Source organism: Candidatus Symbiopectobacterium sp. NZEC135 (assembly GCF_025962695.1).
Window position 1 is genome coordinate 99,698 of record NZ_JAGFPF010000011.1, and the last position, 11,643, is coordinate 111,340.

12 protein-coding genes and 1 pseudogene are annotated in these 11,643 nt (G+C 49.8%); 1 reads left to right on the plus strand and 12 read right to left on the minus strand.

What is annotated here, in order from left to right; all coding sequences use genetic code 11:
• Positions 1-56: 56 nt before the first annotated feature.
• From phoQ to rluE, 7 genes are all read right to left on the minus strand, one after another.
• Positions 57-1,508, minus strand: a complete 1,452-nt coding sequence (phoQ, locus tag J5224_RS08895) for a two-component system sensor histidine kinase PhoQ (protein ID WP_264625024.1) — start codon at positions 1,506-1,508, stop codon at positions 57-59.
• Positions 1,509-1,510: 2 nt separating this feature from the next.
• Complete coding sequence (phoP, locus tag J5224_RS08900) at positions 1,511-2,191, minus strand: two-component system response regulator PhoP (RefSeq protein WP_264625040.1); 681 nt, start codon at positions 2,189-2,191, stop codon at positions 1,511-1,513.
• A 215-nt stretch (positions 2,192-2,406) separates the two neighbouring features.
• Entirely contained in the window at positions 2,407-3,777 is a 1,371-nt protein-coding gene (purB, locus tag J5224_RS08905; RefSeq protein WP_264625025.1) for an adenylosuccinate lyase, read from the minus strand.
• A gap of 149 nt (positions 3,778-3,926) precedes the next feature.
• Positions 3,927-4,553 (minus strand): high frequency lysogenization protein HflD, encoded by a 627-nt coding sequence (gene hflD / locus J5224_RS08910; RefSeq protein WP_264625026.1) that lies wholly within the window; start codon positions 4,551-4,553, stop codon positions 3,927-3,929.
• Positions 4,554-4,556: 3 nt separating this feature from the next.
• Complete coding sequence (gene mnmA / locus J5224_RS08915) at positions 4,557-5,663, minus strand: tRNA 2-thiouridine(34) synthase MnmA (protein WP_264625027.1); 1,107 nt, start codon at positions 5,661-5,663, stop codon at positions 4,557-4,559.
• 106 nt (positions 5,664-5,769) lie between these two features.
• The gene (locus J5224_RS08920) at positions 5,770-6,237 is read right to left on the minus strand and encodes an NUDIX hydrolase (RefSeq protein WP_264625028.1); all 468 of its coding nucleotides are present in this window, start codon (positions 6,235-6,237) and stop codon (positions 5,770-5,772) included.
• On the minus strand, positions 6,230-6,856 hold the full coding sequence (rluE, locus tag J5224_RS08925) for a 23S rRNA pseudouridine(2457) synthase RluE (protein ID WP_264625041.1): 627 nt from the start codon (positions 6,854-6,856) through the stop codon (positions 6,230-6,232). Before rluE ends, J5224_RS08920 begins: the two co-directional genes overlap by 8 nt.
• A 131-nt stretch (positions 6,857-6,987) precedes the next feature.
• Between rluE and icd the strand changes: the two genes are divergently transcribed.
• Positions 6,988-8,241 carry an NADP-dependent isocitrate dehydrogenase gene (gene icd / locus J5224_RS08930; protein ID WP_264625029.1) on the plus strand — a complete coding sequence of 418 codons (1,254 nt, stop codon included), beginning with the start codon at positions 6,988-6,990 and terminating at the stop codon, positions 8,239-8,241.
• 113 nt (positions 8,242-8,354) lie between these two features.
• Here the strand turns inward: icd and J5224_RS08935 are convergent, their stop codons facing one another.
• The 5 genes and pseudogenes from J5224_RS08935 to J5224_RS08955 all read right to left on the minus strand — a co-directional run.
• Positions 8,355-9,497: a site-specific integrase gene (locus J5224_RS08935; protein WP_264625030.1), complete on the minus strand. Its 1,143-nt coding sequence runs from the start codon at positions 9,495-9,497 to the stop codon at positions 8,355-8,357.
• Positions 9,487-9,723: an excisionase gene (locus J5224_RS08940; protein WP_264625031.1), complete on the minus strand. Its 237-nt coding sequence runs from the start codon at positions 9,721-9,723 to the stop codon at positions 9,487-9,489. Before J5224_RS08940 ends, J5224_RS08935 begins: the two co-directional genes overlap by 11 nt.
• Before the next feature lie 57 nt (positions 9,724-9,780).
• Positions 9,781-10,014 (minus strand): hypothetical protein, encoded by a 234-nt coding sequence (locus J5224_RS08945; RefSeq protein ID WP_264625032.1) that lies wholly within the window; start codon positions 10,012-10,014, stop codon positions 9,781-9,783.
• Positions 10,015-10,081: 67 nt separating this feature from the next.
• Complete coding sequence (locus J5224_RS08950; protein ID WP_264625033.1) at positions 10,082-11,428, minus strand: hypothetical protein; 1,347 nt, start codon at positions 11,426-11,428, stop codon at positions 10,082-10,084.
• Positions 11,425-11,643, minus strand: a pseudogene (locus J5224_RS08955) (hypothetical protein); the annotation flags it as partial. The pseudogene J5224_RS08955 and the gene J5224_RS08950, both read right to left, overlap by 4 nt.

Sequence of the window (11,643 nt, forward strand, 5' to 3'; positions counted from 1 at the left end):
ATTTCAGCGTCGGAGTTGCAGCACAGAGCGGTTGCACGGTGACAACAAGGCTGAAATTAATCAGGATGTGAATGCTGGCGACCAAAAATAGTTTCAACGCGGGCACCGCCAAGGACACTGTCAGTGATGATAATTTCCCCTTCGTATTGCTCGATAATATCCAGCGCAACGGAGAGTCCAATGCCCTGACCGGGGCGCAGCGTATCCGCCCGTTGACCACGTTGGAAAATCATTTCACGTTGGCTGCGCAGTATGCCGGGGCCATCATCGTCGATCAGCAAATGCAGACGATGGTCCGAATACTGTGCGCTCACTTCAACAAATTCAAGGCTGTATTTGCAGGCGTTGTCGAGCACGTTACCCAGCACTTCCATAAAGTCGTTTTTCTCGCCGACAAAGGTCAATTCCGGGGAAATATCCAAGGTAATGACGACGCCTTTACGTTGATACACTTTGTTCAATGCGGAACACAGGCCATCCAGTAATGCTGGGACGGAGTGCACCTCACGCAGCAACAGATTGTGCTCATAACGCATGCTCGCGCGGTGCAAATAGTAACCTATCTGCTGTGAGATACGGCTGATTTGCGCCAGCATCACCGGTTCTGCCTGCTCGATATGCACTTCTTTATCCGTGCGCAGCGCACGTAATGTGGTTTGTAGCACGGCAAGAGGCGTTTTTAGGCTATGCGTCAGATCTGTTAGTGCCGTGCGGTATTTTTGATAACGCTTACGTTCGTTATTGAGCAGAATATTGAGATTGCGCACCAGACTGTAAAGCTCGCGCGGTGGGTTCTCATCAAGCTGTTCGCGGGTGCCATTTTCCAAATCAGCAACCTGTGCCGCCAGCGTCTTGATCGGGTGCAAGCTCCAGTGGGCGGCGAGCCAGAGCAAAGGCAGCACTAGCAGTAAATTGGCGATAAAAACATAGCTAAACCATTCCCAGACCATATCTGCCTGTTGCAGTTCCTGGGGGATTTTATCAATCACGACAATGGTTAACGCGGGCAGACTTTCCGTGGCCGGGTAAGTATTCACGGCGATGGAGTGGGTGAACGGTGTTTCTTCCACCTTGTTGCTAAAGTGGGTCAGTTTACTGAGGACCTGAGCATCGCCCTTAAGTACTGCGCTGCTGGTCTGGGTGTTGGTATCAAGTTCGTGATAATCGGTTTTTGTCAGCCACTCAGGTTTGATCAAGGCTTCCAGCTCAGGCACTTCGCGTTCGCGCCAGAGAATTTTACCGTTCTGATCGTAAATCAGCACCAGCGTAGGATAGCTGATGTCCATGTCGGACGGCATGGTGACGCTAAGCTGCTGGTCTTTCCACTGTGCCAGACGGTAAAACAAGTTACTTTCACCGCGCAACAAACGGAATGACGTTTTATCGAAACTTACGCTGTAACCAATAATAGCGACGGCCCCGTATGACAGTGACAGGGCCAGCACTATAGCGACAGCAGCAAGCAGAAAACGAACACGTAAGGAGAATGGCAGTCTTTTTACTCGCATAGCTATGAAGAGGCGATCAAATCAAAACGATAGCCTTGGCCTCGTACGGTAGTGATGACATCGGCATCATACACCAGTTGCAATTTTTTGCGCAGACGTCCCATCAACACATCAATCGTGTGGCTTTCACGCAATTCTGCATCAGGGTAAAGTTGCAGCATGAGTGACTCCTTGCTGACCACCTTACCGTTGTTACGGATCAGCGTTTCAATAATCGTGTATTCAAATGCCGTGAGTTTAATTGGCGTACCCGCCACCATTAATTCACGACGTGATAGATCGATTTCGAACGGTGGTAAACTGATTAGCTGTGATGCCAGGCCGCTATTACGTCGCATCAGCGCCTGCATTCGGGCAACGACTTCCTCAAGATGAAAGGGTTTCGTCACATAGTCATCAGCACCGGCTTCAAGCACGGCGACTTTATCTTGCCAGCTTTCTCGCGCGGTCAACACTAAAATGGGTAGCTTTACTTGCTGATTGCGCCAACGGCGAATCAACGTCATACCATCTTCAACAGGCAATCCCAAGTCCAGAATAGCGATGTCGGGGGCATGTTCATGCAGGAAATAATCTGCTTCTTTAGCATCGGCAGCCGCATCAACCTGATGGCCCATTTCTTTCATCTGAACGGTGAGGTGATGGCGCAGCAACACATTATCTTCAACAACCAGTACGCGCATGACTTTATCCTTCATTGAACGAGACGATCCAGGCTATGCCTCCAAATTCTAACAAAAAAAGGAGAATTGGGCATTGGCGGTGGCGATGTGAATTATCCACAATCGCAGTAAACTAAATGTAAACAAACGTCGAGGGAATGGAGAAAAAGCCTAACGTGAACCAATAATCAATCGCAAAAAGGACACGAGGGGCAGTTACCCCTCGTGCTCACATATTACTTTAACGTGTCTACCAGCGTTACCGCGTGACCAATGTAGGTCGCCGGCGTCATCGTTTTGAGGCGTGTTTTTTCTTCTTCTGGCAGTGCGAGACTGTCAATAAAGGCCTGAATGCCTGCACCGTCAACGCGTTTTCCACGTGTCAGTTCTTTCAGTTTCTCGTATGGCTTTTCAATGCCATAACGGCGCATGACCGTTTGGATCGGTTCTGCCAGCACTTCCCAATTGTGATCCAGTTCATCCAGCAGTTTATCGCGGTTTACTTCCAGTTTGCTGATGCCCTTCAGTGTCGCTTGATAAGCGATTAGCGCATAACCGATACCCACGCCTAAATTACGAAGTACGGTGGAATCGGTTAAATCACGCTGCCAGCGCGACACGGGCAATTTGGTTGCTAAATGGCCCAGCACGGCATTGGCTAGCCCCAGATTGCCTTCGGAGTTTTCGAAGTCGATCGGGTTCACCTTGTGTGGCATCGTGGAAGAACCAATTTCACCGGCGATGGTTTTCTGCTTGAAGTGATTCAGTGCAATATAACCCCAAATATCCCGATCGAAATCGATCAAAATGGTATTGAAGCGGGCTATGCAGTCAAACAGTTCCGCGATGTAGTCGTGCGGTTCGATCTGCGTGGTGAAGGGATTCCACTGGATACCCAGCGAGGTGACGAAGCTTTCGCTGAATGCGTGCCAGTCCAGCGTCGGATAAGCGGCCAAATGCGCGTTGTAGTTACCCACTGCGCCATTGATTTTACCAAGAATTTCGACCTGTTGCAGTTGGCGATATTGGCGCTCCATGCGGTAAACCACGTTAGCGAACTCTTTGCCGATGGTCGACGGCGTGGCGGGTTGACCGTGGGTGCGGCAGAGCAGGGGAATATCGCGATACTGCTGTGCCAATGTCTTAAGGGCATCAATAATTTGACGCCAGAACGGCAGAATGACATCACGGCGTGCACAATCCAGCATCAAAGCGTGAGACAGATTGTTAATATCTTCTGACGTACAGGCGAAATGGATAAATTCATTGACCGCGTGCAGGCTAGGCACTGCCGCGACTTTTTCCTTCAGAAAATACTCTACCGCTTTCACATCATGATTGGTCGTGCGCTCGATGGTTTTGATGCGCGCAGCGTCAGTTTCATTGAATTCTGAGACAATTTTATCAAGGAAAGCGTTTGCGTCGGCGTCAAATGCAGGAACTTCCTTGATTTCTGCACAGGCTGCCAATTTTTGCAGCCAGCGGACTTCAACCTGCACACGAAATTTCAGCAAACCAAATTCACTGAAAATAGCGCGTAACGTGCTGACTTTATCACCGTAACGACCATCAATCGGGGACACGGCGGTCAGTGAGGATAATTCCATCGCAAGCAACTCCTGGGGTGTATTTATCAAAGTATAGGTTTAACAACACATAAATTAAAAACGACAACATAAGCAACGTTTAGGCGTTGTGATGATGTATGGGCGGCCACAGCACCGTTTCTTTAATGTCGCAAGCGACCGCACATGGATTAACAACGGGCCAGTATCTGTTTGGCTTCTTTCACCAACCGAGCGCGCGAAAACATCAGTTGCAAACGCCCACCGCCGACCTGTTGCCACAGCACGGCCGCACGGATACCCGCTAGTAGTGCGGCGCGAACTTTGGCCTGCACCTGCGCATTTTTCAACACTTCCGGGGAACCCGTTACCTGAATTCGCGGGCCCAGTGCACTGATGACATCAACATAAATCCCTGCCAGGGCGCTGATAATCGTCTCAGACATCAACTCGAAATGTTCGAGTTGGCGTGACAGTTGGCTAATACGGTTACCCAATTCGTCGAGCGCTGCGCTATTACCGCTTAACTTGCGCTCAAGGGCAATCAAACTAAACGCATAGCGTGATAATTCTGCACCTACGCCTTTGGCGCTGCTGTTTAAAATGCCCAGTAAGGTTTCCAATCCGACTTTTACATTACGCTCATCGCCACCGAATACCGCCACGGTAGAACCGGGATTCATATCCAACAGGCTGTTGAGCGAGGTTTGCAGTACGTCATTATCACAGTGACCATGGTGCGCCAACTGTTGAACCAGATGGGCAGATTGGCAAACGCCCGCCAGAGCCAGCGTGATGTCCTGATAATTTTTAGCCACAGGTTACTCCTGTACTCGTTCTTCGATGATGCCGCCGCCAAGACAAACCTCACCCTGATAAAACACCGCAGATTGACCCGGAGTGACGGCAGCAACCGGCGCATCAAAACGAACGCTAATACGTTCGCTATCCAGTGGGGTCACCGTACAGGGAATATCTTCCTGACGATATCGCGTTTTCACGACACAGCGGAAAGGTTCAAGGCGCGTTTGGCGATCGACCCAATGCAACTGTTGTGCGATAAGCCCCTGTGACATCAGGCGTGGGTGATTGTGTCCTTGCGCAACATACAGAATATTGTTCGCGACGTCTTTATCAACCACATACCAGGGATCTTCGCTGCCCTCTTTGACACCGCCAATGCCTAGTCCTTTGCGCTGTCCCAAAGTGTGGTACATCAAGCCCTGATGCTGCCCCATCGGTTTGCCGTCATCGACGGACAGGATAGGTCCCGGTTGTGCAGGTAAGTAACGTGCAAGAAAATCTCGAAATTTGCGTTCACCGATAAAACAGATACCGGTGGAATCTTTCTTCTGTGCGGTTGCCAGACCAAGGCGTTCTGCGATACGGCGCACTTCAGGTTTTTCCAGTTCACCTACCGGAAACAGACTTTGCGAAATTTGCTGGTGGCTGAGCGTGTAAAGAAAATAACTCTGATCTTTGTTGCCGTCTTTCCCGCGCAACAAACGCGTGGCACACCCGCTGTCATGGCGGCGAACATAGTGACCAGTAGCGATATAATCAGCCCCTAAGTCTTCAGCGGCAAATTCCAAAAACGCTTTGAATTTTATCTCTTTGTTACACAGAATATCGGGGTTGGGCGTGCGACCTGCACGGTATTCCGCCAGAAAATGTTCAAACACATTATCCCAATATTCCGCAGCAAAATTGACGGTGTGTAGCACAATACCCAATTTGTCGCATACGGCTTGCGCATCGGCCAGATCGGTAGCGGCAGAGCAATACTCTGTGTCATCGTCTTCCTCCCAGTTCTTCATGAACAGGCCTTCAACCTGATAGCCCTGTTGCTGTAACAGGTAGGCGGAAACGGAAGAATCGACACCGCCGGACATCCCGACAATGATTTTTTTCTGGCTGTTATCTGACATGGGCGTCTCACGAACTGAAGTGTTGACGCGCGGCTCAAAGGACTTCAACGCGTCAGCATGAAAAACAAGCGGCATATTTTATCATGATGTTGTCAGGGCTGCATGGCTAATCCTGCGCATTGGGTATTTCAAAAGGCCAGTTAAAGGCTGCCAACAGGCTGAGCGGATAGCGTTCTGTCGTCTGATAGCAGCGAATACTTTCTGCCACCAATGGCGATCGCAGCTGCGTGGAATGCAGAATTTCCTCGGCGGTGAGCCAGTGACAGCAACTGATATCGTTGTCATGCGGGGTAGTTGGAAGTCTTGCCGGGAGATCAATGGCAAAGCAAAACCGCAGAAACGGGGTTTGATCGGGAGCAATCCACTGGTGAAGACGCAGAAAAAACTGCGGCACTGCGCTGATGCCGGTTTCCTCCCACAGTTCGCGTCGAGCCGCCTGAATCAATGTTTCGTTAGCCTCAAGGTGCCCTGCGGGCTGGTTCCAGGTTGCCTTTCCGTGAATCTCTTCTTCAACGATTAAAAAATGGTTTTCAGCCTGTACCACACAGGCCACGGTAACATGCGGTTTAAACATCGAGAATTTCTCTCCAGGTGCCAGGCGGTAAATGGTCCAGTGTCTGATTGGCCATACCGTAGCGTATCAGGCGTAGGGTTGGATAGCCTATGTGCGCTGTCATGCGACGCACCTGACGGTTTCGCCCCTCATGCAGCGTGATTTTTAGCCAACTGTCTGAAATGGTTTTTCTTTCGCGGATCGGCGGCACGCGTTCCCATAGCCACTCAGGGGGATCAACAATCTCTGCACCTGCGGGCAATGTCATGCCATCTTTCAACGGCAAGCCACGGCGAAATGGTTGCAAATCGGCCTCTGTCGGGGTGCCTTCAACCTGAACATAATAGATTTTCGCGGTTTTTTTCCCCGGTTGAGTGAGTCGGGCTTGCAGTTTTCCGTCATTAGTGAGAATCATTAGACCCTCGCTATCACGATCCAACCGTCCTGCGGCATAAATATCAGGAAAAGGGATATAGTTTTTCAGGGTGGTGCGGCCTGCTTCATCGGTAAATTGCGGAAGCACGTCAAAAGGTTTGTTGAACAGAACGATGCGGCGCGGCGCAGTGGATACCGCACCTTTACGCGAGGTTTGCGAGCTGAATCGCTTAAGGTTGTGATTTTTAACCGAGAATTTATTCATCATCTTTATAGCCGAGAGTTACAAAGGCATTATACTCGAAATGGTTTGCGATTGGCGCGGGCAAAATATTCAAGTAGTATTGACGCGCATCTTACAAATCATTAACAAAATTGCGCTCGAAGGAGAGGTTAATGGAAAGCAAAGTAGTCGTACCAACAGACGGACAAAAAATCACTGTCGATGCCCAAGGTAAGCTGAACGTTCCTAATAATCCGATCATCCCCTTTATCGAAGGCGACGGTATCGGCGTGGATGTGACTCCTGCGATGATCAATGTTGTTAATGCCGCAGTGAAAAAGGCTTATGACGGCAAACGCGCTATCTCATGGATGGAGATCTACACCGGTGAAAAATCCACCCAAGTGTATGGCAACGATGTGTGGTTGCCGGAAGAGACGCTGGATTTGATTCGTGACTACCGTGTTGCGATCAAAGGCCCGTTGACGACGCCTGTCGGCGGCGGTATCCGTTCTCTGAACGTTGCTCTGCGTCAACAACTGGATCTCTATATCTGCCTGCGTCCGGTTCGTTATTACGAAGGCACACCAAGCCCGGTTAAACAGCCTGAGCTGACTGACATGGTGATCTTCCGTGAAAACTCCGAAGACATTTATGCGGGTATCGAGTGGAAAGCCGGTACAGCGGAAGCTGACAAGGTGATCAAATTCCTGCGTGAAGAGATGGGGGTGAGTAAGATCCGCTTCCCGCAACAGTGTGGTATTGGTATTAAGCCGTGCTCTGAAGAGGGAACAAAGCGTCTGGTGCGTGCCGCCATTGAGTACGCTATCGTCAACGATCGTGAATCTGTGACGTTGGTCCACAAGGGCAACATCATGAAATTCACCGAAGGTGCGTTTAAAGACTGGGGCTACCAGTTGGCACGTGACGAATTCGGCGGTGAACTGATCGACGGCGGACCATGGGTTAACATCAAGAACCCGAACAGTGGCAAAGACATTATCATCAAAGATGTGATTGCCGATGCGTTCCTGCAACAGATTCTGCTGCGCCCAGCGGAGTACGACGTTATCGCCTGTATGAACCTGAACGGTGACTACATTTCCGATGCGCTGGCTGCTCAGGTCGGCGGTATTGGCATCGCGCCCGGAGCCAACATTGGTGATGAATGCGCGCTTTTCGAAGCGACTCACGGTACAGCACCGAAATATGCCGGTCAGGATAAAGTGAACCCTGGTTCAGTCATTCTTTCCGCTGAAATGATGCTGCGCCACATGCACTGGTTCGAAGCGGCCGACCTGATTGTTAAGGGAATGGAAGGAGCGATCAAGAACAAGACCGTGACCTACGATTTCGAACGTCAGCTGGAAGGCGCTAAGCTACGGAAATGTAGCGAGTTTGCTCAGGACATCATCGACAATATGTAATCCGCTGTTAAGCGTGGGTTAACATTAGGGGCCAATTTCGGCCCCTTAATTTTTGTGCCAAAAACCTTTCCCCAAAACTCTCCCCAAAACTTTTCCCCAAAACTGTACAAAAGCTAGGCTGTTTTGTTGCCGATAATCACCCAATCCTTGCCCCTGTCATCGTTGTATTTGTCGGTCATTTCCTTTGTTCGATGCCCCAATAATTTTTGAGTATCGATTCCCTGATCACGGTAAAGCCTTTCTGACAGAGAGCGCTGTTCGTGAAAGGTTGGTTCGGTTCCGGCATCCCATTTCAGGCCGCTTTTGTCTCGCGCTTTTTTAAACGCTGACGTCAGTGTCTTGGTCGAGACTTGCCCCCCTCTGGGAGCTTGGGAGGTCGCATGCCTAAAATGGACAAGGTATTTACTCACCACAGCATCACGGCATTTTGCTACGACTTCACGTAAAGATATATCCAGGGCCTCACAGCGAATAGATAAAGGAATTGCCAGGCGAGAGCCTGTTTTTTCCTGCTCAATATGCAGCATGTCATCCCAAATATCGGCAAATTTCATATTGCAGATATCGCCAAGTCGTTGACCCGTCACGATCGCCAATAGCATTCCGCTCTGTAAGTAAGGGCGCTGCTTTTTACTCATTTCAAAAATTACCCTCCATTCCTCAAGAGAGAGCCTTTGGCGTGTAATTTTGTTTCTTGGTTGCCTGGTGGCAAGGGCAGGGTTTTGCCCCGGGGGAACATGGCCGGAATGCTGAGCCTCTTTGAAAACATCGATTAGCACCATTCTTACGACTTGAGCCATGCGGCTGTGTCCATCTTCTTTTACTGAATCGATGATTTCTGCAATATCTACGGCAGTAATATCCTTGATGTATTGCATGCCACAGTGCTCACGGAAAAGCCGCAGCGGTTTATTTTTCTGTTTGAGAGAATTGGGTTTCAATTCACCGTGATCAAGACGGTCTTGTTGCACCTGAAGGTATTTATCAATCCATTCCGTGACCGTAATTCCGGTACGAGTATTTTTCATCCTCGCAATACGTTCGTTAACACTCAGTATTTGGCGTGTCCGTTGCTCAGCGATGATTGTATTGGCTTCTGTAGCTACCTGTTTCGCCTCTGCTTCATCTGTGCCTAAACTGTGAAACTTCCCTGTCATGGGGTGCTTGTACTGCCAATAAACATTCCCTGTTCGTTTATCCAATTTGCAATAAAGATTAGGAATGTCGATTTTGTATGATCTCGGTCTAGCAGCCATCAGCAATAATCCGTTTTAATCTTGGGTTAGCATTCGCGGGCAATTGCGGTTCAGCTAGAATCCCAATGAAACGAGCCTCACGGTCTACCATCCATAACCGACCAACCCTTATTGCTGGTGGTGCGATCATTTTCCCTTTGGCATATTTTTTGAGAACTCGCTCACTGGGAGCCATTTCGCCGAACTCTGCATGCGCCCATTCAATTAAAGAGATCATGCGTGACATAGTTCCTCCACACCGATTAATTACCCGCCTGACTGCACTCAGGCGCGCTTCTGTGATTCAGTAGTTATGTGCCTTGATGTACACATTATTATTGGCTGGTGTTTCTTCCAGAATCACCCAGCCACGCCCATACCAGTCCATATAGTCACGTATCTCACCAGGACCTATCTCTTTGCTTGAGAGCTTCCTTGCCTCTTTGATAATGTCAGTCGTTGACGCTACAAGCCGGTTTCTCTCATCTCTGCGTTGTGCGTTGTAAAAAGCACTCGCGAGCAAATCTTTATGTCTCATGCATACCTCGATGTTAATTGCGAGGCGAGTATAAGATAAAATACTGTATGCATGAACAGTTGTTTTGTTACTCCTTACGCATCGGAACCAGCGGAATATAAACATCGGTATCAGTAGCCGCATCTGGCTGCTGCTCTAATGTGAAGCACACGCCAGTGAAGCGGTTCATGTAGCGAATTGGCACGACCGGAGAGTTGCCAACAAAAAGAGGCGTTCCATGCTTGAGATTTAGTTCTCGCCCTGTTTTTGTCCAGCATACGGAGCCATGCCCCTTAGCTCTTTCATCAACATGAGCGACCGGCCCGCACCCTTTAGCCCAATCTATGCCACTCCAAATCGGAGAGTTGCAAGCCTGGAGCATGGCGGCGATTACTTTTGCTGACCTGCCGGCATACTCCGTAATCGACACATCGCAACCAACATCGCATCCATTTTCATCTTCACCGCGAATATCAATGGTGTCGCTATCGATATCTTCTGACTCGTATTGAGAGAGGTATTCAAGCACGAAAGCGCAATGTTCAGCTTCTGTGCGCACATCATCCGGCACCGTGTAAGGCTGGCCGACTAAATCACCTTCATGGTTGAACGTTAATGCCCTAAATTTATCGACAATGCGTCCCAGCGAATTGAAATTCATGAACGGCACTTCCCGATAACCTTTTTTCTGGTCGGGCCGCCATGTGACAGGAATTCCACCAGTCATTTCGGCTACTGCGTCACGCAGCTCATCAAATGAAACAGATCGCAGTGTGTAAGGCTGGCTCACGCGCTGTTTTAGCGATTCTATTGCGTCAAATATCTGTGACGGCTCGCCGTTTACGTCATCGGCAGGGATATCAAGCAGATCGGTAATTGTTGCGAGTGTGAGGCATGCCCCGGCAAACTCATCTTTCCAGTCGCTTACTGGCTGACTTATAGTTTGCGGGTAATGGTCATCGTCCCCTGCCAATTTTAAGTGCTTGTTGGCTTTCTTAAATGCCTCCCGCATCCACTCTGCGCCAACAACCCATGCAGTATCTTGATCGGGACTAAATCTGAGAGGGGCATTCGCTGAGTCCGTTAGTTCAGGCTCAAAAAGTAGTTGTCCGCTCTCATCTGGCGCTACGGGCAGGGGAGGAGCTTCGTATAGTGATTTTGAGTGCCAAAACTTCACTTCGGTAGCCAACATTCTTGCCGCATTTGCCACTGAGCCTTCTTCATCCTGATTTCTGATGTTGTCCAGCGTAGCCTCACTAAGACGAGGCATATGATCAGGCAGTACTACCGGCTTCTCCGCCGCTTCACGGCGCTGCAACACTTCACGAGCAAGCGCTTCAGCCTCACACGCTGGAATCATAACGTTGTGCTCAGGGCCATACGTTTCACGCCACGACGCTATTTTTTCCAGCCTTTCTTTGCTTAAATCAGTCATGCTGCACCTCCTTGCTGGTGGTTCTCATCACCCAATACCCAGCGCAGAGCGGCAGCATAATCACCGGTTGCAGCATCAAGAGCCTTGGTGATTTCTTTCCGGCTTTTGAGCTTAGGTTTTGCGTCACCCAACACTTCGCGCTGGCGGCGAACGCGTTCATGCCCGGATACACCGCTGGTGGCCTGGACCAGTTCCTTTACCTTTTCCCGCTGCTG

Excerpts from the sequence above, each read along its gene's own strand:
- J5224_RS08940 (WP_264625031.1), bottom strand. The coding sequence starts at position 9,723 with ATGTCACGCATGATCTCTTTAATTGAATGGGCGCATGCAGAGTTCGGC.
- J5224_RS08945 (WP_264625032.1), bottom strand. The coding sequence starts at position 10,014 with ATGAGACATAAAGATTTGCTCGCGAGTGCTTTTTACAACGCACAACGC.
- J5224_RS08935 (WP_264625030.1), bottom strand. The coding sequence starts at position 9,497 with ATGGCTGCTAGACCGAGATCATACAAAATCGACATTCCTAATCTTTAT.
- J5224_RS08950 (WP_264625033.1), bottom strand. The coding sequence starts at position 11,428 with ATGACTGATTTAAGCAAAGAAAGGCTGGAAAAAATAGCGTCGTGGCGT.
- phoQ (WP_264625024.1), bottom strand. The coding sequence starts at position 1,508 with ATGCGAGTAAAAAGACTGCCATTCTCCTTACGTGTTCGTTTTCTGCTT.
- mnmA (WP_264625027.1), bottom strand. The coding sequence starts at position 5,663 with ATGTCAGATAACAGCCAGAAAAAAATCATTGTCGGGATGTCCGGCGGT.
- icd (WP_264625029.1), top strand. The coding sequence starts at position 6,988 with ATGGAAAGCAAAGTAGTCGTACCAACAGACGGACAAAAAATCACTGTC.
- purB (WP_264625025.1), bottom strand. The coding sequence starts at position 3,777 with ATGGAATTATCCTCACTGACCGCCGTGTCCCCGATTGATGGTCGTTAC.
- rluE (WP_264625041.1), bottom strand. The coding sequence starts at position 6,856 with ATGAATAAATTCTCGGTTAAAAATCACAACCTTAAGCGATTCAGCTCG.
- J5224_RS08920 (WP_264625028.1), bottom strand. The coding sequence starts at position 6,237 with ATGTTTAAACCGCATGTTACCGTGGCCTGTGTGGTACAGGCTGAAAAC.
- phoP (WP_264625040.1), bottom strand. The coding sequence starts at position 2,191 with ATGCGCGTACTGGTTGTTGAAGATAATGTGTTGCTGCGCCATCACCTC.